The organism is Amycolatopsis oliviviridis, from assembly GCF_014654365.1.
In the GTDB taxonomy this organism is placed as follows: Bacteria; Actinomycetota; Actinomycetes; order Mycobacteriales; family Pseudonocardiaceae; genus Amycolatopsis; species Amycolatopsis oliviviridis.
In genome coordinates, this window is record NZ_BNAY01000002.1 from 862,387 (window position 1) to 885,355 (window position 22,969).

General features: G+C 68.8%; 22 protein-coding genes. 9 read left to right on the top strand and 13 right to left on the bottom strand.

Annotated features, from left to right (window positions below; all coding sequences use genetic code 11):
* Positions 1 to 30: 30 nt before the first annotated feature.
* Positions 31 to 3,267: a fused isobutyryl-CoA mutase/GTPase IcmF gene (icmF, locus tag IE302_RS11180; RefSeq protein WP_191254399.1), complete on the bottom strand. Its 3,237-nt coding sequence runs from the start codon at positions 3,265 to 3,267 to the stop codon at positions 31 to 33.
* Between the two features lie 135 nt (positions 3,268 to 3,402).
* Here icmF and IE302_RS11185 point away from each other — a divergent pair, with 135 nt between their 5' ends.
* The 3 genes from IE302_RS11185 (at position 3,403) to IE302_RS11195 (ending at position 5,061) form a co-directional block, all read left to right on the top strand.
* Positions 3,403 to 3,741, top strand: coding sequence for an ArsR/SmtB family transcription factor (locus IE302_RS11185; RefSeq protein ID WP_191254400.1), 339 nt, complete (start codon positions 3,403 to 3,405; stop codon positions 3,739 to 3,741).
* A complete protein-coding gene (locus IE302_RS11190) occupies positions 3,734 to 4,387 on the top strand; it encodes a DUF899 domain-containing protein (protein ID WP_191254401.1) in 654 nt (217 codons plus the stop codon). The genes IE302_RS11185 and IE302_RS11190 overlap by 8 nt, the downstream gene beginning before the upstream one ends.
* A gap of 116 nt (positions 4,388 to 4,503) precedes the next feature.
* Positions 4,504 to 5,061, top strand: a complete 558-nt coding sequence (locus tag IE302_RS11195) for a dihydrofolate reductase family protein (RefSeq protein ID WP_191254402.1) — start codon at positions 4,504 to 4,506, stop codon at positions 5,059 to 5,061.
* Positions 5,062 to 5,098: 37 nt separating this feature from the next.
* Here IE302_RS11195 and IE302_RS11200 read toward each other — a convergent pair whose 3' ends face one another.
* From IE302_RS11200 to IE302_RS11215, 4 genes are read right to left on the bottom strand one after another with little or no spacing between them, the layout of a single operon-like run.
* Positions 5,099 to 5,662, bottom strand: a complete 564-nt coding sequence (locus IE302_RS11200; protein ID WP_020637517.1) for a GTP-binding protein — start codon at positions 5,660 to 5,662, stop codon at positions 5,099 to 5,101.
* 28 nt (positions 5,663 to 5,690) lie between these two features.
* Positions 5,691 to 6,446 (bottom strand): DUF742 domain-containing protein, encoded by a 756-nt coding sequence (locus IE302_RS11205; RefSeq protein ID WP_191254403.1) that lies wholly within the window; start codon positions 6,444 to 6,446, stop codon positions 5,691 to 5,693.
* Between the two features lie 7 nt (positions 6,447 to 6,453).
* A complete protein-coding gene (locus IE302_RS11210; protein ID WP_005166055.1) occupies positions 6,454 to 6,906 on the bottom strand; it encodes a roadblock/LC7 domain-containing protein in 453 nt (150 codons plus the stop codon).
* Positions 6,903 to 10,340, bottom strand: coding sequence for a sensor histidine kinase (locus IE302_RS11215; protein WP_191254760.1), 3,438 nt, complete (start codon positions 10,338 to 10,340; stop codon positions 6,903 to 6,905). The genes IE302_RS11210 and IE302_RS11215 overlap by 4 nt, the downstream gene beginning before the upstream one ends.
* A gap of 972 nt (positions 10,341 to 11,312) precedes the next feature.
* Between IE302_RS11215 and IE302_RS11220 the strand changes: the two genes are divergently transcribed.
* Together IE302_RS11220 and IE302_RS11225 are read left to right on the top strand one after the other, a co-directional pair.
* Positions 11,313 to 11,735, top strand: a complete 423-nt coding sequence (locus tag IE302_RS11220) for a DUF485 domain-containing protein (RefSeq protein ID WP_191254404.1) — start codon at positions 11,313 to 11,315, stop codon at positions 11,733 to 11,735.
* Positions 11,732 to 13,306 carry a monocarboxylic acid transporter gene (locus IE302_RS11225; RefSeq protein WP_191254405.1) on the top strand — a complete coding sequence of 525 codons (1,575 nt, stop codon included), beginning with the start codon at positions 11,732 to 11,734 and terminating at the stop codon, positions 13,304 to 13,306. The genes IE302_RS11220 and IE302_RS11225 overlap by 4 nt, the downstream gene beginning before the upstream one ends.
* 61 nt (positions 13,307 to 13,367) lie before the next feature.
* On the opposite strand, the gene IE302_RS11230 is transcribed toward IE302_RS11225, so the two are convergent.
* Complete coding sequence (locus IE302_RS11230) at positions 13,368 to 13,937, bottom strand: TetR/AcrR family transcriptional regulator (protein ID WP_191254406.1); 570 nt, start codon at positions 13,935 to 13,937, stop codon at positions 13,368 to 13,370.
* Between the two features lie 137 nt (positions 13,938 to 14,074).
* On the opposite strand from IE302_RS11230, the gene IE302_RS11235 reads away from it, so the two are divergent.
* Positions 14,075 to 15,493, top strand: coding sequence for an MFS transporter (locus IE302_RS11235; protein WP_229907708.1), 1,419 nt, complete (start codon positions 14,075 to 14,077; stop codon positions 15,491 to 15,493).
* Here the strand turns inward: IE302_RS11235 and IE302_RS11240 are convergent.
* From IE302_RS11240 to IE302_RS11260, 5 genes are all read right to left on the bottom strand, one after another.
* Positions 15,490 to 15,843, bottom strand: coding sequence for a DUF3817 domain-containing protein (locus tag IE302_RS11240; protein WP_191254407.1), 354 nt, complete (start codon positions 15,841 to 15,843; stop codon positions 15,490 to 15,492). The genes IE302_RS11235 and IE302_RS11240 overlap by 4 nt on opposite strands.
* A gap of 23 nt (positions 15,844 to 15,866) precedes the next feature.
* Positions 15,867 to 16,238 (bottom strand): hypothetical protein, encoded by a 372-nt coding sequence (locus IE302_RS11245; RefSeq protein ID WP_005166063.1) that lies wholly within the window; start codon positions 16,236 to 16,238, stop codon positions 15,867 to 15,869.
* Between the two features lie 215 nt (positions 16,239 to 16,453).
* Positions 16,454 to 17,338: a lytic transglycosylase domain-containing protein gene (locus tag IE302_RS11250; protein ID WP_191254408.1), complete on the bottom strand. Its 885-nt coding sequence runs from the start codon at positions 17,336 to 17,338 to the stop codon at positions 16,454 to 16,456.
* 131 nt (positions 17,339 to 17,469) lie between these two features.
* Positions 17,470 to 17,952, bottom strand: coding sequence for a helix-turn-helix transcriptional regulator (locus tag IE302_RS11255; protein WP_191254409.1), 483 nt, complete (start codon positions 17,950 to 17,952; stop codon positions 17,470 to 17,472).
* A gap of 351 nt (positions 17,953 to 18,303) precedes the next feature.
* On the bottom strand, positions 18,304 to 18,459 hold the full coding sequence (locus tag IE302_RS11260) for a hypothetical protein (protein ID WP_191254788.1): 156 nt from the start codon (positions 18,457 to 18,459) through the stop codon (positions 18,304 to 18,306).
* A gap of 132 nt (positions 18,460 to 18,591) precedes the next feature.
* On the opposite strand from IE302_RS11260, the gene IE302_RS11265 reads away from it, so the two are divergent.
* Together IE302_RS11265 and IE302_RS11270 are read left to right on the top strand one after the other, a co-directional pair.
* On the top strand, positions 18,592 to 19,377 hold the full coding sequence (locus tag IE302_RS11265; RefSeq protein WP_191254410.1) for a crotonase/enoyl-CoA hydratase family protein: 786 nt from the start codon (positions 18,592 to 18,594) through the stop codon (positions 19,375 to 19,377).
* Positions 19,378 to 19,387: 10 nt separating this feature from the next.
* Positions 19,388 to 19,924 (top strand): GNAT family N-acetyltransferase, encoded by a 537-nt coding sequence (locus IE302_RS11270; protein ID WP_191254411.1) that lies wholly within the window; start codon positions 19,388 to 19,390, stop codon positions 19,922 to 19,924.
* Here IE302_RS11270 and IE302_RS11275 read toward each other — a convergent pair.
* On the bottom strand, positions 19,921 to 21,063 hold the full coding sequence (locus IE302_RS11275) for a CaiB/BaiF CoA transferase family protein (protein WP_191254412.1): 1,143 nt from the start codon (positions 21,061 to 21,063) through the stop codon (positions 19,921 to 19,923). The genes IE302_RS11270 and IE302_RS11275 overlap by 4 nt on opposite strands.
* A 31-nt stretch (positions 21,064 to 21,094) precedes the next feature.
* Positions 21,095 to 22,246, bottom strand: coding sequence for an acyl-CoA dehydrogenase family protein (locus tag IE302_RS11280; RefSeq protein ID WP_191254413.1), 1,152 nt, complete (start codon positions 22,244 to 22,246; stop codon positions 21,095 to 21,097).
* Between the two features lie 110 nt (positions 22,247 to 22,356).
* Between IE302_RS11280 and IE302_RS11285 the strand changes: the two genes are divergently transcribed.
* A complete protein-coding gene (locus IE302_RS11285) occupies positions 22,357 to 22,965 on the top strand; it encodes a TetR/AcrR family transcriptional regulator (protein WP_373307965.1) in 609 nt (202 codons plus the stop codon).
* Positions 22,966 to 22,969 lie beyond the last annotated feature (4 nt).

A 22,969-nucleotide genomic window follows, 5' to 3' on the forward strand; every position in this document is an offset into this window, starting at 1 on the left:
CCCGGACACGCCTCGCCATATTCCCGGTCGCTACACGTTGCGGCGGTACTGCCCACCCACCTCGAAGAACGCCTCGGTGATCTGGCCGAGCGAGCACACGCGCGCCGCGTCCATCAGCACGCCGAACAGGTTGCCGCCGCGGGTCGCCGCCTCGCGCAGCGTCTTGAGCGCGACCTGCGCCTCGGCGTGGTGCCGGTGCTGGAAGTCCTCCAGCCGGTTCAGCTGCGACACCTTCTCGTCCTCGGTCGCCCGCGCGAGTTCGACCTCGACGTCGTTCTCGCCGCCGTGCGGGTTGCGGAAGGTGTTGACACCGATGATCGGCAGCGTGCCGTCGTGCTTCTGGCGTTCGTACAGGATCGACTCGTCCTGGATCTTGCCTCGCTGGTAGCCGGTCTCCATCGCGCCCAGGACGCCGCCGCGTTCGGAGATCCGGTCGAACTCCAGCAGGACGGCCTCTTCGACCAGGTCGGTCAGCTCGTCGATGATGAACGAACCCTGCAGCGGGTTCTCGTTCTTCGACAGGCCCCATTCCTTGTTGATGATCATCTGGATGGCCATCGCCCGGCGCACCGAGCTCTCCGACGGCGTCGTGATCGCCTCGTCGAAAGCGTTGGTGTGCAAGGAGTTCGCGTTGTCGTACAGCGCGCACAGCGCCTGCAGTGTGGTGCGGATGTCGTTGAAGCTCATCTCCTGCGCGTGCAGCGAACGGCCGGAGGTCTGCACGTGGTACTTGAGCTTCTGCGAGCGGTCGTTGGCGCCGTAGCGCTCCCGCATCGCGACCGCCCAGATCCGGCGCGCGACCCGGCCCAGCACCGAGTACTCGGCGTCCATGCCGTTGGAGAAGAAGAACGACAGGTTCGGCGCGAAGTCGTCGATGTTCATCCCGCGCGCGAGGTAGCTCTCGACGTAGGTGAACCCGTTCGACAGGGTGAAGGCCAGCTGCGAGATCGGGTTCGCCCCGGCCTCGGCGATGTGATAGCCGGAGATCGACACCGAGTAGAAGTTCCGGACGCCGTGGTCGATGAACCATTCCTGGATGTCGGCCATCATCCGCAGGCTGAACTCGGTGGAGAAGATGCAGGTGTTCTGCCCCTGGTCCTCCTTGAGGATGTCCGCCTGCACGGTGCCGCGGACGTTGCGGAGCGCCCACTCGCGCAGCTCGGCGGCCTCGGCTTCGGACGGCTCGCGGCCGTGCTCGGCCTTGAACGCCTCGACGCGCTGGTCGATCGCGGTGTTGAGGAAGAACGCGAGGATCGTCGGCGCGGGGCCGTTGATCGTCATCGACACCGAGGTGCTCGGCGACGTCAGGTCGAAGCCGTCGTAGAGCACCTCCATGTCCTCCAGCGTCGCGATGGAGACGCCGGAGGTGCCGACCTTGCCGTAGATGTCGGGGCGGGTGTGCGGGTCGTGCCCGTAGAGGGTCACGGAGTCGAACGCGGTCGAGAGGCGCTTCGCCGCGGAGTCGGCCGACAGGAGCTTGAACCGCTTGTTGGTCCGGAAGGGGTCACCCTCGCCGGCGAACATGCGCGCCGGGTCCTCGCCCTCGCGCTTGAACGGGAAAACGCCCGCGGTGTAAGGGAAGTATCCGGGCAGGTGCTCGCGGCGCAGGAAGGACAGCAGCTCGCCGGACTCGGTGTAGCGCGGCAGCGCCACCCGCGGGATCCGGTTGCCGGACAGCGTGTCGCGCCAGAGCTGGGTGTGCAGTTCCTTGTCGCGGATCTTCACGACCAGCTCGTCGGCCCGGTAGGACTCGGCGAGTTCCTGGAAACGGGCCAGGAGATTTGTCGACTCACCGTCCACATCGGACTCGGCGGCGGCGAGGAGCCCGTCGAGCGCGTCGGTGCTCGCGTCGACGGCGGCCAGCGCCTCCTTGGCAACGGCGAGGTGTTCGCGCTTGCGGAGCGCGGCGACCTGCTGCTCGGTCTTGGCGTGGTAACCGCGGACGGTCTCGGAGATCTCCGCGAGATAGCGCGTCCGGTTGGCCGGGATGATCGTGCTGGCGTCGGTCGACACCTTGCCCTCGACCTTCGGGAGCACGCCTGCCGAAACGGTCAATCCGCGCTCGGCGAGGGTGTCGCGCAGGTGCTGGTAGAGCGCGGTGACGCCGTCGTCGTTGAACTTCGCGGCGCTGGTGCCGTAGACCGGCATGTCCTCGGGCGAGGAGCTGAACGCCTCACGGTTGCGGACGAGCTGGCGCGCGACGTCACGGCGGGCGTCTTCGGCGCCGCGGCGCTCGAACTTGTTGATCGCGACGGCGTCGGCGAAGTCGAGCATGTCGATCTTCTCCAGCTGCGACGCGGCGCCGAACTCCGGCGTCATGACGTACAGCGACTGGTCCACGTAGTCGACGATCCCGGCGTCGCCCTGGCCGATACCCGGCGTCTCGACGATCACGAGGTCGAAGCCCGCCGCCTTGCAGGCGAGGATCGACTCAGAGAGCCCGGTGGGAATCTCGCCGCTGGTGGTCCGTGTGGCCAGTGAGCGGAAGTAGACCGGGCTGCCGTCGAGGCAGTTCATCCGGATGCGGTCGCCGAGCAGCGCTCCCCCGCCCTTGCGGCGTGACGGGTCGACGGCGAGCACGGCGATGCGGAGCTTGTCCTCCTGGTCCAGCCGGAACCGGCGGATCAGCTCGTCGGTGAGCGACGACTTGCCCGAACCACCCGTACCGGTGATGCCGAGAACAGGCACCGTGCGCGATTTGGCGGTTTCGGTGATCTTGTCGAGCCAGTCCTGCGGCAGCACCTCACGCTGCAGCTGGGTGATGACCCGGGACAGCGCGGGAATGTCACCCGACAGCAGTTTGTCGACCGAATCCGGCGGCTGCGTCGTCAGGTCCGTGTCGCAGGCCTTGATCATCATGTTGATCATGCCCGGGAGGCCCATCTCGTAGCCGTCCTCGGGCGAGAAGATCCGGGCGACACCCCGCGAGTGCAGCAGGTCGATCTCCTCCCGGACGATGACGCCACCGCCGCCACCGAACACCTTGATGTGCCCCGCGCCGCGCTCGTTGAGCAGCTCGACCAGGTAGCTGAAGTACTCGACATGCCCGCCCTGGTAGGCGCTGATGGCCACACCCTGGACGTCCTCGGCGATGGCCGCGGTGGCGACTTCGTCGACCGACCGGTTGTGCCCGAGGTGCACCACCTCCGCGCCCTGCGACTGCAGGATGCGCCGCATGATGTTGATGGACGCGTCGTGCCCGTCGAAGAGGCTCGACGCCGTCACGAAGCGAACGGGGTTCACGGGCCGGTGCAGGTCGCTGCTCATCTCTCCAAAATACTTGGACTTCCTACTGTTTTAAACCCATCCACTCGCGTGACGGCGCTCTCACTCGTCCTTGACAGATCAACTCGCACCAGTATATTCAACCTTAGAGTTAAACAACCGATCGATTGAGCAGCGATGACCACTGATCAGCTGAGCGCCACGTTCGCCGCCTTGGCGGACCCCACCCGGCGGGCGATCCTCGCCCGGCTATCCACGGGCGAGGCCAGCGTCAACGAGCTGGCCGAGCCCTTTCCGGTCAGCCTCCAGGCCGTCTCCAAACACCTGAAAGTCCTCGAACGCGCGGGCCTGATCAGCCGGAGCCGGACGGCGCAATGGCGGCCCTGCCGACTGGAGGCGGCCCCGCTCGGCGAGGTCTCCGACTGGGTCGAGCGCTACCGGCGGTTCTGGGAAGGCGGTTTCGACCGCATGGAGCAGCACCTGGCCGAGCTGCGGAAAGGCGAGAAGGATGACTGAGACCATGACCCTGCCGGAGGTCGTCTCGCGGGACGACTGGCAGATCGCGCGAGACGCGCTGCTGGCCAAGGAAAAGGAACTCACCCGGGCCGCGGACGCGGTCGCCGCCGAACGGCGACGGCTGCCGATGGTCCGCTTCGACGGCACGTACGAGTTCGAAGGTCCCCAGGGCCGGGTCACCCTGCTGGACCTGTTCGAGGGACGACGCCAGCTGATCGTCTACCACTTCATGCTCGCCCCCGGGCAGAAAGCGGGCTGCCCCGGCTGCTCGCTGCTCGTGGACAACATGGGCCACCTCGCCCACCTGCACGCCCGCGACACCACGCTGTACGTGGTCGCGCCGGCGTCCTTGCCCGAAATCGAGCGGTACAAGGAGCGGATGGGCTGGACCGTCCCGTGGGTCTCGACCAGCGACGGCTTCAACCCGGACTGCGGGATCGACGGCGGCTTCGGTGTCAGTGTCTTCCTGCGCGAGGGCGACGACGTGTTCCGGACGTACTTCACCACCGCTCGCGGCGGAGATCAGCTGGTGGGGACGCTGCGCTACCTGGACCTGACCCCGCTCGGGCGGCAGGAGGCCTGGGAGGAGTCGAGCCGGGGAACCGACGGTCCCGGTCACTGGTGGAAGCGGCACGACGAGTACTGACACTCACGCATTCAGAGGACTAAACGCGTGAGGGGATGTCGAGAAGCCCGCGGCCGCTCCGACCCCTCGGTGTCCGGCGCCCGGAAGGCGGGCGCCACACCGAGAGGGAGCACCCCGTGCGCAAGCTCGTCTACTTCGTCCACACCTCGATCGACGGCCACATCGAGGGCCCGAACGGCGAGTTCGACTGGCCCGAGATGGGCCCCGAACTGTCCGGCCACTCCAAGGAACTGGCCGACCGCTCGGACACCTTCGTCTACGGGCGGCGCGTCTGGGAGATGATGGCGTCGTTCTGGCCGGAGGCCGAGAAGCACTCGACCCACCCGCACGTCCTGGCTTTCGCGCCGATCTGGCGGGAGACGAAGAAGATCGTCTTCTCCCGGACCCTGGAAAAGGCGGATTGGGACACCGAGGTCATCGACGACGACCTCGCCGGGCGCATGGCCGAACTCAAGGCGAGGCCGGGCAAGGATCTCCTGCTCACGGGCGGGACCGAACTGGCGACAGCGTGCGCCCGCCATGGCCTGGTCGACGAGTTCCACGTCGTCGTGCACCCGGTGGTGCTCGGCGGTGGGAAGCAGGTGCTCGCGGGCGGTGCCCGGGCGAACCTGCGGTTGACCGGCACCCGCACGTTCGACGGGCGCGCGGTCCTGCTGACCTACGAAACGGCGTGAAACCGGGGCGGCAGCCCCTACGCTGCCGCCGTCGGGGTCACCTCGAGTTGCTCGCGCGCAACGCGATCCACTGCCGCATCGCGTACTCGACCAGCGTGATCAGCGTCTGCTTGGTCGACTCCCGCTCCCGGGCGTCACACCGGACGATCGGGATGTTGGGGTCGATCGACAGCGCTTCACGCACGTCGTTGATGTCGTGTTCGAGGATGCCGTCGAAGGTGTTGACCCCGACGATGTAGGGCAGGCCCCGGTCCTCGAAGAAGTCGATCGGCGCGAACGAATCGGCCAGCCGTCGCGTGTCGGCCAGCACCACGGCGCCGATCGCGCCGCGGACGAGGTCGTCCCACATGAACCAGAACCGCTGCTGCCCGGGCGTGCCGAACAGGTAGAGGATCAGGTCCGCGTCCAGGGACACCCGGCCGAAGTCCATCGCGACCGTGGTGGTCGACTTGTTGGGCGTCTGGTCGAGGTTGTCGATCCCCCGACTCGCGTCCGTCATCATCGCCTCGGTGGTGAGGGGGACGATCTCCGACACCGAACCGACGAAGGTCGTCTTGCCCGCACCGAAGCCACCCGCCACGACGATCTTCGCGGAGGTCATGGTCGGGGGCGCGGTGTCCCGCGGTGCCTTAAAGCCGACGGAGTCCACTCAAAACCCTTTCCATCAACACCAGATGTGCCTCGGCGCCGTCATTGCCCGAAATCGTCTTGTGCACGCTGACCAGCCCCGCGTCCGCCGCGTCGCTGATCAGCACGCGTGCCACACCCAGTGGTACGCGCAGGGTAGCCGCGATCTCGGCGACCGAACGCGGGGTACGGCACTCCTCGATGATCGAAACGCATTCGATCTGGTCCGCGGCCATCGCGGGAAGGCTACCCGCGGCGACGTGGTCCTTGGTGGAGATGAGGGTCTCCAGCTCGAGAGCGTAGTTCGCCTTGGTCCGGCCGCCGGTGAGGGCATAGGGACGGACGATAGCCGTCTCTTCGAGCGGCGACGGCGCCTGCTCGAAGACGGCGGGCATGATGAACTCGCCACTGGGTGGACCCGGGTCGAAAAGACCACCTGGTCTCGGCCCGACGGCACCTGCGCCGCTGTCGGGTGGAGAGGCAAGTGAGGTCACGCGGTCTCCTTGATCGGTCGGCTGCGGGACTGCCGATTCCCCCGCGGCGTGTGCACCGCCGGCCTGGGGAACAGACGCATCTTCGGACTGCTTGTTCTTCTTGCGCTTCCGACGACCACGGCCCGAATCCAGGGTGAAGCCGTTCAAGACGTCGGCGAAGGTGCCGTCGTCCCGTGAACCGGCAGCATGGGCAGCCCCCGCGTACGGAGGCTGGTGTTCACCCGTCCCCGGCGGTTCGCCGAAGGATCCGGATCCGGTGCTCATCGGGACATCATCCCACCGGTTCGCCGATCAGCGACCCACCGGCGCCCTGCAATTGTGCGCGGAGTTCCGGCGTGAGGATCTGACCGACGCGGTCGACGAGCATCGTCATCTCGTAGGCGACCTGCCCGATGTCGCAGTTCGGCGCGGCGAGGATGGCCAGGCAGGAGCCGTCGCTGATGGACATCAGCACCATGATGCCGAGTTCCATCTCGACGACGGTCTCGTTGACCGCGCCCGCTTCGAAGCAGCGCGCGGCGCCCTGGGTCAGGCTCACCAGGCCGGACGCGACCGCGGCCAGCTGGTCGGCGCGGTCCAGCGGGAGCCTGCTGGACGCGGTGAGCAGGAGGCCGTCCGCCGACACGACCACGGCGTGCGCCACTCCGGGTACCCGCTCGGCGAAGTCATTGACCAGCCACCCGAACTGGTTCTGCTGGGGCTGGGCCGGGTTCGGCGAGGTCATTCACCCTCCAGGGTTTCGTGGTTGGCTTCGGTCGCCTGGGCTGTGTGGTGCCGTCCGCGCTGGATGCCCTGCTGGAAGCTGCTCAGGCGACCGCGCACGTCGTGCGCGTCTCGCTGTGGTCGGGGGGTGACCGCCCCGGCGGGGGGTCCCGCGCTGCCCGGGAGCAGTTGCTCCCCGCGACGGCGCCGGGGTAATCCTGCCGAAGTCATCCTCGAGGGCACAGACTGGGACACCGCTTGGGCGGCTTTCCAGCCTTCGTCGGAGCCGAAGTTCCAGGCATCGGTCTCCTCGACAGCGGAGACCGGTTCCGGTTCCGGGGGCGCTGCCTGCGGTTTCTTCTCGGTTTTCCGGCTCGGCAACGCGGCGGGCGGTGCCGCCGGCCGCGCGGCCGTCTCCGACGACGTCGAAGACTCCGGAGCCTTCACTGCCTTCGCGGGCTCGGGCGCCGGAGCGGGCTCCGGGGTCGTGTCCGGCTGAGTGGCGGTGACGGCCGGAGCCGCCTTGTCCGCCGCTTCCTTCCGGCCTCGCCTGACCCCCTGCTGGAAGCTGCTCAGCCTGCCGCGCACGTTCGCCGGGTCGCGGACCGGCAGGTCCGACTTGGCGGCGGGCTCGGCGGCCGGGACCGACGAGGCCGCGCTGCCCGGCAGCAGCTGTTCCCCCTTGCGACGGCGCGGCAACCCGGCCTGGGTGAACGTCGACGGGGCGTGCTGGGAGACCTCCTGGACCGTGCGGAAAGCCTTGTCACTGGCGAAGTCCCAGTTGCGGGCTTCCTGCTCGGCGGCGGAGCCGGTTTCGGCGGCGGGTTCGGCCGCCTTCGTCTCCTCGGGCTCCTTCTTCCCCGGCTTCTCCTTCTTGACCGCGGGTTTGGCCGCGGGCTTTTCCGGAGCGGGCGCGGGCGAACGGAACCACGCCGAGAGCATCTCGTCGAAGATCGGCGTCGTCTCCGACGCGGTGGGCGGCTCCGGGGCGGCCGGAGGCGGCGTGGTCGCCTGGTTCCACCACTCGCTCAGCGTGGTGGAGTTCTTGGCCTCGAACAGTTCCTTGCCGCTGGGCAGCTCGTCTTCCGACTGAGCCGACGCGGGCTTCGCCGTCTCCTCGGCGACCGGCTCGGGCTCGGCGGCGGGCTCCGGTTCGGGCTGACGCGGCTGCGGGGCAGGCGGCTGCGCGGGAGGCTGCGCCGTGTCGTCCCTGGGGATCGGGCTGAACAGCGCCGTTCCCGAGATCTCCACCTGCGACGGCGGCCGCGGCTCCTGGGTCTGGCTGTGCCCGTTCAGCCCGGGTTTGGTGTGGCCCGCCAGATCGTTGGCCGACGGCCACCGCTCGCCACCCTGCGGCGGGACACTCGGCACCGCCGGTCGCGAGCCGTTCGTCGCGGGGCGCTGGCGGCGGGGCAGGCCGCCCGGCTGCTGCGGCGGCACCGGCGCGAGGCGCTGGGTGATCGGGCCGGTGGCGGGGCCGGGGTCGCCCCCGGCCGGGATCATCACGAGGTCCGCCGGGACCGAGACGGTGGCGCGGACACCGACGATGTCCTTGCCGCCGTGCAGCGAGACACCGATCCGGTGCCTGCTCGCGAGCCGTCCGACCACGAACAGGCCCATCCGGCGCGAGGTGGTCAGGTCGACGTTGGGCGCCTCGGTGAGCCGGGCGTTGGCCTCGGCGACCTCGGCCTCGTTCATCCCGATGCCCTTGTCGAGGATGTCGATGCCGAACGAGCCGTCCTCGACGAGCCGGGTCGCGACGGTCACCTGGGTTTCCGGGGCGGAGAACGCGGTCGCGTTGTCCAGCAGTTCGGCGATCAGGCGCATCAGGTCGTTGGCGGCGTATCCGACCAGCCGCACCGGCGGCGGGTTCTGCACGGTGACCCGCTGGTACTGCTCGATCTCGGACACCGCCGCGCGCACCACGTCGGTGGCGGTGACCGGCTGGCCGGACCGCCTGCCCGGCTCGGCGCCGGAGAGGACCATCAGGTTCTCGTTGTTGCGGCGCATGCGGGTGGCGAGGTGGTCGAGCTGGAACAGCGTGGCGAGCTGGTCGGCGTCCTCTTCGTCGCGCTCCAGCCGCTCGATCAGCTGCAGCTGCCGCTGCACGAGACTCTGGCTGCGCCGCGAGAGGTTGACGAACACGTTGCTGTAGCCGGTGCGCATCGAGGCCTGCTCGGTGGCCAGGCGCAGCGCCTGGTGGTGCACCTTGTCGAAGGCCCTGGCGACCTCGCCGATCTCGTCGTCGCTGCCGACCGGGACCGGCTGGACGTCGGTGCCCTGCGAGCGGCCCTCCTGGATGTTGCGGACGGCGTCGGGCAGTTGTTTCTCGGCGACGTCGAGGGCGCTGGCGCGCAGCACCTTCAGCGAGCGCAGCAACTGGCGGGTGATGAGGAAGACGACGGCGACGGCGAGCACCATCGCGCCGAACAGCAGGACCGCGAGCAGGCCGGCGCCGCTGCTGGCGTCGTCGACCAGTTCGGCCGACACCGCGCTCGTCTCGCCGCCGAACTTGTTCGCGACCTCGCCGACCTTGGTGATCACGGCGGCCGAGGCGTCGGTCCAGCCCTGCGCGGACATCGTGCGGAAGGCCTGCGCGGAGGGGGTGCCCTGTTCACCGAGCGCGGTTTTCGCGAGCCTGTCGCGGTTTTCCATCGCGTCGTCGGTGACGGCGGCGCTGAACTCCTGGCGCTGCTGTTCCGAAGCGGCGGCCTTGAAGTCGGTGAAACGGTCGGCCAGCCGCAGTTCGGCGGTGCGCAGCTGGTCGAGTTCGCTCGGCGCGAGGCTCGACCGGGCGATGCCGAAGGAGACCAGCGCCTGGCTCAGCGACAGCTGTTCCTTCATCACGGCGAGGTCGTGCAGCGCGGCGGGAGTTCCGCCGAGGACGTTTTCACTGGCACCGGCGGACAACGCGGTGTCGACGGCGAGCAGCGCGGTGGTGATGTCGGTGTACTCGCCGATCGCCTGGACCGGGTCGAGCTGCCCGGCGGAGGCCCGCTGGCGGATGTCGGCCAGCTTGTCCAGCTGGTCCGCCGCGGCGTCCCGCGCCTGGCGGAGCGAAGGCTCGTTCTCGACGGCCCTGGACGCGGCGGCCGTGTACAGCGGGATGGCGGTGTCGACGTCGGCGCGGGCCGAACCGAGTTCGAGGGTCCCGCCGACGGTGCCGGCGGTCAGCCCGGCGGCGGACTGGGTGCGTTCGCGGCCGAGCCCGTCGGCGAGGGTGCGGATCTGCCCGCTCAGCGCGACGAGGCGGTCCAGCCGCTGGTAGCCGTCGGAACGGCCGACCTGTCCGGCGATGGTGGCGATGCCCAGCGCGAGCGCGATGAGGATCGGCACCAGCGTCACCGCCGACAGCTTCACCGGCAGGCTCCAGTCCCGCCAGCGCACGAGCGCACGCCAGCCGGTGGCCCACCGAGATGGCCGGGGAGTGCGTCCCAGCAGCTCCCCGACCGGCACTTGGCCTTCTCCTGCAACGGTCACGTAGGTGACTCCCTGTCCGGCGTCCTGGCACGGTCTGAGGCGTCCGTTCCCGCGAGGTACCTGCCTGCGGGGAACTCGGCCCCGGTCTGACCACGTGATCCATCACGACGAGAGAGGCCCTGTCCGGCGATCCAGGTGTCCCCAGGAACACCGGTCCGCTTCGGGAGGTCTTGCACCTGCACGTGCAGGTCGCAACCTGCGAAGTGCAAGGTCGTCGAGATCAACTTTTCTTTGCCAATCGATCACTGCGGGTCAGCCGGGCCAAAGAATCGTACACCAATGCGGGTGCCGTCAATTCTGTTCGGCTTACGGGTGCTGACCTGGGAAAAGTGTGCGCTTGAACGATGGACAAGGCCCGAAATCCGTCTTCGTGTCACAAACGAGGGAATTCCGGTTACAAGTTGCGCCGATACACAGGGTGCCCTCTTCACCCGATCAGCCTACGTACGGTAGCCAAGTCGCCCGGTCGAACTACTTTCCGTGCCCCCAACGGGTGGGTCAAGCCCAAATATGTGCCCGATGTTGTGGCCTTGCCGTCCGGGTGGGCATGATGTCGCCCGACACGGTGATTTCTTTCGAGACGCCCGGTGAAGCGGGGGATCTTCCCCGGTCCGGGATGGCGGGCACGGTATCGGAGCCCGGCGCGGCCGGGAAGCGAAACTACGATCTGTCACCGAAATGAGGGACAGAGCGTGGTCATGGTCCATCGTTTGCCGCAGTGGGCCGTTCGGGCGACGACCGCGCGTGACAATCCGCCTCACTATTACGAGTGAGAAAGCCGGATCATTTCGGCCGAAACGAATTCCGGGAACACTATTCCGAGGCGAAAGCGAATACCGGCCCCCACTGTCGTGGAAGCGGGGTCGCCTATTCAGAGCGCGTGAAGCCGTAGTTAGTATGTGCGCTCCCGTACCGCGCCACGGATGCAAGCAAGCCCCGGAGGAACCCATGCCCGACGTCGCGCGTCCTTACGCGGCGAGCAACGCCCTGGAGGACACCGGGCAGATGCCCGCGCTGTTCGCCCGTGAGCGCCAGCCCGCTCCCCCGCAGCCGCGCAGCACCGGTCCGGACTTCGACCGGATCCAGCACGGCAAGGAGTTCGTCTCGCTGCGCAAGACCTTCCGGCGGTTCGTGTTCCCGATGAGCCTGCTGTTCTTCACCTGGTACATGACGTTCGTGCTGCTGGCGGCCTACGCCCACGACTTCATGAGCCGGAAGGTGTGGGGCGAGATCAACGTCGGCATCGTGCTCGGGCTCGGCCAGTTCGCCAGCACGATCCTGATCACGATCGCCTACCTCAAGTTCGCCAACAAGCGGCTCGACCCCAAGGTCGAACGGTTGCGGGCCTCGGTCGAGGCGGGTGAGCGATGAGCATCCCCGACAACGACCCGGTCCTGAACATCGCGGTTTTCGCCTTGTTCGTCGCGATCACCCTGTACGTGGTGTATCGCGCCAGTACGCGCAATTCGTCCACTTCGGACTACTACGCGGCGGGTAGCGCCTTCACCGGGCGACAGAACGGCATCGCACTTTCGGGCGACTTCCTCTCGGCGGCCTCGTTCCTCGGCATCGCCGGGGCGATCGCGATCCACGGCTACGACGGCTTCCTGTACTCGATCGGGTTCCTCGTCGCCTGGATGGTCGACCTGCTGCTGATCGCCGAACTGCTGCGCAACACCGGCCGGTTCACCATGGGCGACGTGCTGAGCTTCCGGATGAAGCAGCGCCCGGTCCGCGCCGCGGCCGCGACGTCGACCCTGGTGATCTCCTTCTTCTACATGCTCGCGCAGATGGCGGGCGCCGGCGGGCTGGTGGCCCTGCTGCTGGACATCCACGGCGGCATCGGCCAGGCGCTGGTGATCGGCGTCGTCGGTGTCGTCATGGTGCTCTACGTGCTGGTCGGCGGGATGAAGGGCACCACGTGGGTGCAGATCATCAAGGCGACCATCCTGCTGCTGACCGGTGCGCTGATCACCGTGTTCCTGTTCGGCAAGTTCGGCTTCAGCTTCTCGAACCTGCTCGCGGCCGCCGCCGACAACAGCCCGCTCGGCGACGAGCTGCTGGAGCCGGGCGGCTCGTACGGCAAGAGCGAGGTCACGAAACTCGACTTCGTCTCGCTGGCGCTCGCGCTGGTCCTCGGCGCCGCCGCGCTCCCGCATGTGCTGATGCGGTTCTACACGGTGCCGAACTCGCGCGAGGCGCGGCGTTCGGTGGTGTGGGCGACGGCGTGCATGACGATCTTCTACCTCTGCACCCTGGTCATCGGCTTCGGCGCGGCCGCGCTGGTCGGCCCGGAGGCGATCAAGAACGCGCCGGGCGGGGAGAACTCGGCGGCACCGCTGCTCGCGCTGAACATCGGCGGCACCCTGCTGCTCGGCATCGTCTCGGCGGTGGCCTTCGCGACCATCCTCGCCGTCGTCGCCGGGCTGACGATCACCGCGTCGGCCTCGTTCGCGCACGACGTGTACGCCAACATCTTCAAACGCGGCAAGGCGGAACCGGCCGCGGAGGTCCGGGTCGCCCGGCTGACCGCGGTCGCCGTCGGGGCGCTCGCGATCGTGGGCGGCATCCTCGCGAACGGACAGAACATCGCGTTCCTGGTGGCGCTGGCGTTCGCCGTCGCGGCGTCGGCGAACCTCTCGACGCTGCTGTACTCGCTGTTCTGGAAACGCTTCAACACCACCGGCACGCTGTGGGGCATCTACGGCGGACTGATCGCGAGCCTGGTGCTCGTGTTCTTCTCGCCGGTGATGTCCGGGGCCGCGGACTCGATCATCAAGAGCGTCGACTTCCACTGGTTCCCGCTGAAGAACCCGGGCCTGGTGTCGATCCCGTTCTCGTTCCTGTGCGGGTTCGTGGGCACCTTCGTCGGCCGGTCGAAGGCCGATCCGGTCAAGCACGCGGAGATGGAGGTGCGGTCCCTCACCGGGATCGGTTCCTGACTGCCGCGCTCAAATGTCATGAAAGGGCCGTTCCTGACGTTTTTCGTCAGGAACGGCCCTTTCATGACACTCGGAGGCCGTCCAGCACGATCGTCAGGAGCCGCGTCGTGTCCTCCCCCGACGCCTTGCTCGCCGCAGAGCCCAGCCCGTGCCCGAGCCGCAGGATGTCGGGGCCGGTGACGTCGGCCCGGATCGTGCCCTCGTCCTGAGCCGCCTTCACGATCGTGTCGGCCGCGGCGTGCAGCCGCGCCCGGCACCAGCCGAAGACTTCGGACCCGGCGTCGACGGACGCCTTCAGCGTCATCGCGAGCCCGTGCTTCTCGACCACGTAGACGACGTGCGTGGCCAGCCACGTCTCCAGCGCCTTCCCGGGCGGCAGCTCTTCGAGCAGGTCGTAGGCCTGCTGCGCCAGCCCGTCGATCTCGTCGCGGTAGACGGCCTCGATCAGTTTGTCGCGCGTCGGGAAGTGCCGGTACAACGTGCCCGCGCCGACCCCGGCGCGTTTGGCGATGTCGTCGGCGGGCACGTCCACGCCGTCGGCGGTGAACGCCTCCTTGGCCACAGCCACGATGCGCTCGTAGTTGCGCCGCGCGTCCGCGCGCATGGGGCGGGCCGGATCGGCCGTGACCATCTGCACCTCCTCGGGCGACAAAAACGGAGACGTTCTCCGAATTCACTTGCGTAAGCGGAGACACTCTCCATATCATCGCTCACGACCTCAAGTGGAGAGTCTCTCCGCTTCATCTCGTTACGTCTTTGGAGTATTCCTTGACCGAACGAACCCTGCGTATCGAGCCTAGGCCGGAGACGGCCCAGGCCCCACCTCCGCACCGGCTGGTCCTCCCGATCGTCCTGACCTGCCAGCTCATGCTCATCCTCGACGCGACGGTGATGAACGTCGCGCTCCCCCGCATCCAGTCCGAACTCGGCTTCACCGACACCGGCCTGTCCTGGGTGATGACGGCGTACAGCCTCGTCTTCGGCGGCTTGCTGCTGCTCGGCGGCCGGGCGGGCGACCTGTTCGGCAGGCGGCGGATGTTCGTCGTCGGCGCGGCCGTGTTCACCGCCGCCTCCCTGCTCGGCGGCCTCGCCGGCTCGGCGGAGCTGCTGATCGCGGCCCGGGTCCTGCAAGGCGTCGGCGCCGCGCTCGCCGGGCCGAGCACCTTGGCCCTGATCACCAGCACGTTCACCGAGGCCAAGGCCAGGGTGCGCGCGCTGGCGCTGTTCTCGGCGATGTCGAGCGGCGGTTTCGCGATCGGCCTGCTGCTCGGCGGGCTGCTGACCGAATGGATCTCGTGGCGCGCGGCGCTGTACATCAACGTCCCGTTCGGGCTCGCGATCGTCCTGCTCACCCCAAGGTACGTCGCCGATCCGCCGCGCAGGCGCGCCCGGCTGGACCTGCCCGGCGCGTTCACCGGCACCCTCGGCGTCGGCTCGCTCGTGTTCGCCTTCACCCACGCCGCTTCCGACGGCTGGGGCGACACGATCACCCTCGGCACCCTCGCCGCCGGCTTGGCCCTGCTGGCCGCGTTCGTCACCATCGAGAGCAGGGTGAGCGAACCGTTGATCCCGCTGCGCCTGTTCGCCGAACGCGACCGCGCCGCGGCCTACGTCAACTTCTTCCTCGGCCCGATGGCCATGATGTCCATGTTTTTCTTTCTGACCCAGTTCCTGCAGGACATCGCGGGTTTCGCCGCCCTGGAGACCGGCTTCGCGTTCCTGCCGATGGCGGTCTGCATGTTCGGGCTCAGCAGGCTGATCCCGAAGCTGCTCCCCCGCTTCGGGCCGAAACCGCTCGCCCTGACCGGGACCGCGCTGATGACCGGCGGGGTCGTCTGGCTGACCACGCTCACCACGGACAGCGGGTACTTCTCGCATCTGCTCGGGCCGATGCTGCTGATGGGCGTCGGCGCGGGGCTGGCGTTCTCGCCGCTCAGCGTGATCATCATGGCGACGGTGCCCACCGACGACGCGGGAGCCGCGGGCGGCGCGCTCCAGACGTTGCAGCAGGTCGGGGCGACGCTGGGACTGGCGATCCTGATCACCGTGTTCGGCGCGGTCACGCGGACCCCGTCGGGAAGCCCGGCGGAGACCACGGTCGACGGGATGACCTCGGCCTTCACCGCCGCCGCCGTGGTGACGGCGGTGTCGTTCCTGGTGGCGTTGAGTTTCCGGCGCCGGGCTTAGAGCTTCACGCCCGCCTGGACCTTGTGCGTGACCTTGCGCTCCATCACGAAGGAGAAGAATGGGATGCATCCGGCGACCAGCACGAGGAGAGTGCCCTTCATCGACCAGCGGGCCTTGATCGCGAGGTCGACCGCGAGCAGCAGGTAGATCAGGTAGAGCCCGCCGTGGACCATGGGGATCATCTTCACGAACTGGGGAAGCTCCACGCGGAAGACGTACTGCAGCAGCATCTCGACGACCAGCCCGAGCAGGGCCACACCGGTGGCGTACGCCGCGACGCGGAACCGGATCAGCGGTCCGCCCAGCGAGACCGGGCGGGCCGGGGCGGCGTCGTCAGTTCGGGTGGTCATAGGGTCTCGAACCTCTCTGGGGACTACTTGTCGCGGGCGTTGAGTTCGCGCAGGTACCGGTTGTAGGCGGCGAGCTCGTCGTCCTCGGGCGGCTGCGGGGCCGGGGCGCGCCGCTGCCGGGGCGCGGGCACCTCGGGGACGGCGGTCTCGGCCACCGTCTCCTGGGCGTCGGCCTCGGCTGCGCGGCGACGGAGTTTGCGGATGCGCCAGAACATGAACGCGGGGAACAGCCCGAACAGCGGCCACTGCAGGACGTAGCCGAGGTTCTGGAAGGTCCCGCTGGCCGAGGAGAACCGCTCCCACTGCCACCAGGCGAGCCCGCAGCACAGCGCCAGGCTCACCAGGCAGACGCCGGCGATGCCGAGACGGCGCAGGGTGACGGACGATGCGGGCACGCATCGACGCTAGCACTGGGCGCGCGGCGAAAGTTCGGCGACCGGGCCGGTCGGGACCTTGGTCCCGACCGCTCCTCCGCGTTCCACTCGCTGGGCTCGAAGGCGTGACTCGCGTGCTTGTGGACGGATCTCGCGTGCTTGAACCCCGCACTCGGGTGTCCGGCGCTCAAGCACGCGAGTTCCGTCTTCAAGCACGCGAGCGCGGCACGCGCGGGTCACTTGGTCGCGGCGACGGCCTTCGCGTAGTCGTCCGCCAGCCCGAAGACCTTCTGCGCGTACTCGGTCGAGTTGTTGTACGACAGGATCCCCTGCCACCACCCCGACGCCGCCGACATGTCGCGGTTGTTCACGCACAGGTAGCGCGCCGCGGCCAGCGTCGCGTCGTCGATCTGCTGCGGGTCGCCGACGCCGTCGCGGTTGCCGTCGGCGGCGTACCGGCGCCAGGTGCTGGGGATGAACTGCATCGGGCCGACCGCGCGGTCGACGGCCGGGTCCCCGTCGAACTGGCCGCCGTCGGTGTCGCCGATGGCCTTGACCCCGGGCGACCCGTCGAGCGGGACGCCGATGATCGGCTTCGACGGCCGTCCGTCCTGGCCGAGGACGGCTCCGCCGTACTGGCCGTGGTTCGACTCGATCCGGCCGATGCCCGCCAGGGTCGCCCACGAGACCTTGCAGTTCGGCTGCATCTGGCGCATCGCCAGTTCGGCGTTGCCGTAGGCGAGCAGCGCCCTGGCCGGGATGCCGGTGGCCTGCGCCGCCCGGTCGGACCAGGCGGCCAAGGGGTCTTTGCCCGGTTTCGGCTGCGCCTGCTGCGGCGTGGTCTGCTGGGTGGCACCGCCCGCGACGGTGGCGTTGACCGGGGCGACCGAGCCGGGTTTGACGTCCGCCGCCTTGACCTGCAGCGCGGGGATCTCCATCGTCGTGGGACTCGCGACCGGGGCCGACGCCTTGGTCACCAGCCAGACCCCGCCCCCGGCGAGGCCGAGCACGGCCAGCACGATCACCAGCCTGCCGAGTACGGCGGCGCCCACTCCGCGACGCGGCGGAGCGGGCGTGGCCGGGTCGGCGACGAGTTCGTCGTTTTCCGGGGTGGTGCGCACGAAGCGGGTCCTCCAGCGTGGGCGGCGATCACGACCGATGCTCGAACAACGAGCCCGCGCAGGTTAGCGTTACGCGGTAGCCGAGATCGCCCTTGCCACGCCGGTTCACCCGCGCGTGCGCGAAGTTCTCATCAGGCGGACTTCTGCTGCCTCGCCAGTCGCGCGACGCACCAGGCCGGGGCGCTGCCGCGGCGGAGGTGCTGCAGGACGGTCATCGGGCCGAGACGACGACCCAGGTCGGACGGCGTGAGCCCGGCCGCGCGGTAGTCGAGGGCGCGCTGGTCGAGCGGGCTGATGCCAGCGTCCCACCAGGCTTCGGCCTCGGCGACCCCGCCGACCATCTGCCACCAGCCTGCGGCGGCGACGAGCAGGTCACGCGGGACATCGGGAAGACGGCTGCTCATGGCGTCGACGTAGCCGGGGTCGGCGGCCTCGACCGGCGCCCAGCGCGCCTGGCCGGACTGCTGACGCTGACCCGGGATACCGGGAGCCTGACGGGGTGCGTCAGCGAGCCACGCGGACGCGATCCTGTCCGTCTCCCGCTCCTCGGGGGTTTGCTCACGCTCGGCCGCCCACTGCCGGATCAACGCATCGACTCCGGGATCTCCGGTCATCCCTGCCTCCTCATGATTCCCCGACTGACAAGTCCTGACTTACTTGCCCGGCTGAAAGTTTCCGCTGCTTTGGGGCTTGCACCTGCGGAAACGTTCGCCCAGGAGGCCGGCTCCGGCGCCTGGAGGACCAACCGATCACGCAATGTGAGCACCGTAGGGGCGCGGAGGTCTATTCCGCCAGAGCTTCCAGGGCACGAATTCGTCGACCAGCGGGTTTTCGGGGGCAATCCACCCGGATGGTCGAGTCGTCCGACCGAAATCCGAGGTAGGTGACGCTGAGTGATATTCGCTGGTGAACGCGCACAGTGATCACCGGCGTCGCGAAAGGACACCGGTTTGCGTGGCGACGGATCAGGAGAAGAGGCTCCGGACGAACGTCACGATGGCTTCGGCACCGGACCGGAGCCAGCCGAGCGCGGTGTGCACGGCGTCGGCGGACTGGGTCGGCTTGCTGATCAGAAAGAAGAGCACGAGCGCGACGACAGCGATCACAACGAATTTCTTCAAGCCGGGCGACATGGCTCCATCCCATCACACCGTAGTGTCCAGACGATGACTCCGCGCGCACTGCGGACTTTGTCACCACTTTAAGGAAAACCGGGCCTGGTTGCCCACTCTGTTTCACCGAGGGAGCGATCGATGAGCGAAAGCGTTCTCGTCCACCGAGAAGGACCGGTGACGACGATCACGCTGAACCGGCCCGGCGCCCGCAACGCGGTGGACGGGCCGACCGCGGCGGCGCTGGCGGACGCGTTCCGCGCCTTCGACGCCGACGAGGACGCCGCGGTCGCCGTCCTCACCGGTTCGGGTGACGCCTTCTGTGCCGGAGCCGACCTGAAGGCCGTCGGGACCGACCGCACGAACTCCCTCAGTCCATCGGGTGACGGTCCGATGGGGCCGACGCGGATGACGCTGTCGAAGCCGGTGATCGCCGCGGTCCACGGGCACGCCGTCGCGGGCGGCCTGGAACTGGCGCTGTGGTGCGATCTGCGGGTCGCCGACAGCACGGCCGTCTTCGGCGTGTTCTGCCGCCGCTGGGGTGTCCCGCTGATCGACGGCGGCACGGTGCGCCTCCCCCGGCTGATCGGGCATTCGCGGGCGATGGACCTGATCCTCACCGGCCGTCCGGTCGACGCCGTCGAGGCGCTCGCGATCGGGCTGGCGAACCGGGTCGTCCCCGACGGCGAGGCACTGGCGGCCGCGCAAGCCCTGGCGCGTGAACTGGCCGCGTTCCCGCAAGCCTGCCTGCGCGCGGACCGCGCGTCCGCGTACGGCCAGTACGGGCTCACCGAGGAAGAGGCGATGCGGGCCGAGTTCTCGCACGCGCTGACCGGCGGCGGACTCGCCGCGGAAGCGGTCGAAGGCGCCAGCCGGTTCAGTGACGGCGCGGGGCGTCACGGCAGCTTCGGCGGCTCGCGGCCCTAATCTCTATCGGATGAACGAAACCGGAGTCGCGCTCAGACCGGTGTCCGAAGAAGACCTGCCGATGCTCGAAGCGCTCACGAACGATCCCCAGGCCACGGGCAAGTTCGAGTGGCACGGCTGGCACGACCCGCACTTCCTGCGCCGCCGCTGGGCCGAGACCGGCATGCTCGCGGCCGACAACGGGATGCTGATGATCGAGCTCGACGGGCGGCGGCTCGGTTTCGTCTCGTGGCACAAGACCAGGACCGGGTCGACGTCGTACTGCTGGAACGCCGGCCTCGTGCTCATCCCCGAGGCCCGCGGGCACGGCTACGGCACCGAGGCCCAGCGGTTGCTGGTCCGCTACCTCTTCGCGCACACGCAGATGAACCGCGTCGAAGCGTCGACGGAAGCGGGTAACACCGCCGAGCAGCGCTCCCTGGCGAAAGCGGGCTTCACCAGGGAGGGTGTGTTGCGCGGCTACGGGTTCCGGGACGGGGCCTGGCGCGACCACGTCCTCTATTCGATGCTGCGGTCCGATCTGGACCCCGGCCCGGAACGTCCTTAGACGATGGCGCCCGCGGCCTTGAGCCGCTCGATCCCATCAGCGTCCACACCGAGTTCCGCGAGGACACCGGCGGTGTCGGCACCCTTGGGCCGCGGCGGTTCCGGCGTCTCCGACGGCGTGCGGTCGAACCTCGGCGCGGGCGCCGGCTGCATCATGCCGCCGACGTCCACGAAGGTCCCGCGCGCGACGTTGTGCGGATGCGACGGTGCCTCCCTGGGCGCGAGCACCGGCGTCAGGCACGCGTCGGTGCCCTCGGCCTTCGCGACCAGTTCGTCGCGAGTGTGCTTCGCGACGGCCTCGGCGACGATCTTGCGCAGCTTCGGCCACTCGTTCTTGTCGACGTGGACCGGCGTCTCCTCGGGATCGAGACCGAGCACCTTCACCAGGTCGCCCCAGAACCGCATCTCGATCGCGCCGATGGCGACGTACTTGCCGTCGGCGGTCTCGTAGGTGTCGTAGAACGGCGCGCCGCCGTCGAGCATGTTCTCGCCGCGCCCGCCGGGCCAGAGCCCGGAGTCCAGCATCCCGTGCAGGCTGGTGGTCAGCAGGGCCGCGCCGTCCACCATGGACGCGTCGACCACCTGTCCCTTGCCCGACGACGTGCGTTCGTACAGCGCCGCCAGCACGCCCATCGCGAGCAGGAGGCCACCGCCGCCGAAGTCGCCGACGAGGTTGAGCGGCACCACCGGCCGCTCCCCCGCGTGCCCGATGGGTTCGAGCGCGCCGGAGATGCCGATGTAGTTGATGTCGTGCCCGGCGACGGTCGCCAGCGGCCCGTCCTGGCCGTAGCCGGTCATCCGGCCGTACACCAGCCGCGGGTTGCGGGCGTGGACCTGTGCCGGCCCGATGCCCATCCGCTCGGCGACGCCGGGACGGAACCCTTCGATGAGCACGTCGGCGCCCTCGGCGAGTTTCAGCACCAGTTCGACCCCCTCGGGGGTCTTGGTGTTGATCCCGATCGACCGCCTGCCCCTGGCGAGCGGATCGTTCGGGAAGCCGATGACGTCGTTGCCCGGTGTCGCCCGGTCGATCCGGACGACCTCCGCGCCGAGATCGGCGAGGATCGTGCAGGCGAACGGCGCCGGGGCGAGCCCGGCCAGTTCGACGACCTTGAGCCCGCTCAGCGGCCCAGCCTTCATCGCCACGTCCTTTCCTGATACGGCAACGGTTTCACAGCGTGCGGGAGATGATTTCCTTCATGATCTCGCTGGTGCCGCCGAAGATCCGGGAGATGCGGATGTCGGCCCACGCGCGCGCGATCGGGTACTCGGTCATGTAGCCGTAGCCGCCGAAGAGCTGCAGGCAGTCGTCGACCACCTTGTTGACCCGTTCGGTGGTCCACAGCTTCGCCATGGCCGCGCCCTGCACGTCGAGTTCCTTGCGCAGGTGCCGTTCGATGCACTGGTCGAGGTACGCGCGCGAAACGGCGGCTTCGGTAGCGGCCTCGGCGAGTTTGAACTTCGTGTTCTGGAAGTTGTAGATCGGACGGCCGAACGCCTGGCGGTCCTTGGTGTAGGCGATGGTCTGGTCGATCGCGGCCTCCATCCCGGCGACCGCGGTGACGGCGATGATCAGCCGTTCCTGCGGCAGCTGCTGCATGAGCTGGATGAAGCCGAGGCCTTCCTGGTCGCCGAGGAGGTTGGCGGCGGGCACGCGGACGTCGTCGAAGTTCAGCTCCGCGGTGTCCTGGCCCTTGAGCCCGATCTTGTCGAGGACGCGGCCGCGGCTGAAGCCCGGGGTGTCGGTCTCGACGGCGATCAGCGAGACACCCTGCGCACCGGCGTCGGGGTCGGTCTTCACCGCGACGACGACGAGGTCGGCGTGGAAACCGTTGGTGATGAACGTCTTCGCGCCGTTGATCACGTAGTGGTCGCCGTCGCGCACCGCGCGGGTCTTGATGTTCTGCAGGTCCGAACCCGTGCCGGGCTCGGTCATCGCGACGGCGCCGACCATCTCGCCGGAGGCGAACTTCGGCAGCCACGCCTTCTTCTGTTCCTCGTTGGCGTACTCGAGGATGTAGTGCGCGACGATTCCGTTGTGGACGGTGACGCCCCAGGCGCTGTCGCCGGACCGGGCCTGCTCTTCGTACAGCACGGCCTCGTGGGCGAACGTGCCGCCGCCACCGCCGTACTCCTCAGGGATGGACAGGGCTAGCAGGCCGACCTCGCCCGCCTTCGTCCACAGCTCACGGTCGACCTTCTTCTCCGCCGCCCAGCGCTCCTGGTTCGGCGCGAGTTCCTTCTGGCAGAAGGTCCGGGCGAGGTCCCGGAGGTCTTCGAGCTCCGTCGTGCTCCACGAACTCTTCTGGATCTGCAAGGGCACGGCCTACGCCTCCTGATCGGACCTGGAAAACATGACGCTTAGGATGTAAGTTCCATTCGGAATGTACATCCGTACCGAGCTGCACGTAAAGGGGGCCGGATCCGGTGAGCGTGCTCGGCAGGACACACCGCACCCAGGCCGAACGGCGTGCGCAGACCCGCACCGCCCTGCTCGACGCGACCATCGACTGCCTGGTCGACCTCGGGTACGCGCGCACCTCGGTGCAGGAGATCTGCGCCCGCGCCGGGGTCTCCAAAGGCGCCGTGCAGCATCACTTCTCCGCGAAGGCCGAACTCATGGCGGCCGCCGTCGAACATCTGACGGAGAAGCTGCGCGGACGGCTCGCGACGTCGATCACGGAACTCCCCGGCGGCGCCTCGGGGGTCGCGGCGGCGATCGACCTGCTGTGGGAGGGCTACTCGGGCACGCTGTCCACGGCCGCCACGGAACTGTGGGTCGCGGCGCGCACCGACCCCGAGCTCCGCGCGGCGATCCGCCCGGTCGACAAGGCCTTGGGCCGCTCGACGCTGGAGCACATCACCGCGGTCGCCGGCGATCTGCCGAAGGAACGCGCGGAGATCCTGTTCTGGCTGACCGTGAACCTCACCCGCGGGCTCGCGCTGGACGCCGAGCTCGGCGGCGATCCGAAGCGGCGGCGGCAATTGCTCGACGAATGGAAACGGGTCGCGGTCATGTTGTACGAGGACGCGTCCCCGTAGTCTT

What these genes read in the sequence shown, in the direction of transcription:
- IE302_RS11190 (WP_191254401.1), top strand. Translation starts at nt 3,734, where the DNA reads ATGACTGAGACCATGACCCTGCCGGAGGTCGTCTCGCGGGACGACTGG.
- IE302_RS11270 (WP_191254411.1), top strand. Translation starts at nt 19,388, where the DNA reads ATGAACGAAACCGGAGTCGCGCTCAGACCGGTGTCCGAAGAAGACCTG.
- IE302_RS11200 (WP_020637517.1), bottom strand. Translation starts at nt 5,662, where the DNA reads ATGACCTCCGCGAAGATCGTCGTGGCGGGTGGCTTCGGTGCGGGCAAG.
- icmF (WP_191254399.1), bottom strand. Translation starts at nt 3,267, where the DNA reads ATGAGCAGCGACCTGCACCGGCCCGTGAACCCCGTTCGCTTCGTGACG.
- IE302_RS11185 (WP_191254400.1), top strand. Translation starts at nt 3,403, where the DNA reads ATGACCACTGATCAGCTGAGCGCCACGTTCGCCGCCTTGGCGGACCCC.
- IE302_RS11210 (WP_005166055.1), bottom strand. Translation starts at nt 6,906, where the DNA reads ATGACCTCGCCGAACCCGGCCCAGCCCCAGCAGAACCAGTTCGGGTGG.
- IE302_RS11240 (WP_191254407.1), bottom strand. Translation starts at nt 15,843, where the DNA reads ATGACCACCCGAACTGACGACGCCGCCCCGGCCCGCCCGGTCTCGCTG.
- IE302_RS11265 (WP_191254410.1), top strand. Translation starts at nt 18,592, where the DNA reads ATGAGCGAAAGCGTTCTCGTCCACCGAGAAGGACCGGTGACGACGATC.
- IE302_RS11205 (WP_191254403.1), bottom strand. Translation starts at nt 6,446, where the DNA reads ATGAGCACCGGATCCGGATCCTTCGGCGAACCGCCGGGGACGGGTGAA.
- IE302_RS11230 (WP_191254406.1), bottom strand. Translation starts at nt 13,937, where the DNA reads ATGGTCACGGCCGATCCGGCCCGCCCCATGCGCGCGGACGCGCGGCGC.
- IE302_RS11220 (WP_191254404.1), top strand. Translation starts at nt 11,313, where the DNA reads ATGCCCGACGTCGCGCGTCCTTACGCGGCGAGCAACGCCCTGGAGGAC.
- IE302_RS11225 (WP_191254405.1), top strand. Translation starts at nt 11,732, where the DNA reads ATGAGCATCCCCGACAACGACCCGGTCCTGAACATCGCGGTTTTCGCC.
- IE302_RS11275 (WP_191254412.1), bottom strand. Translation starts at nt 21,063, where the DNA reads ATGAAGGCTGGGCCGCTGAGCGGGCTCAAGGTCGTCGAACTGGCCGGG.
- IE302_RS11255 (WP_191254409.1), bottom strand. Translation starts at nt 17,952, where the DNA reads ATGACCGGAGATCCCGGAGTCGATGCGTTGATCCGGCAGTGGGCGGCC.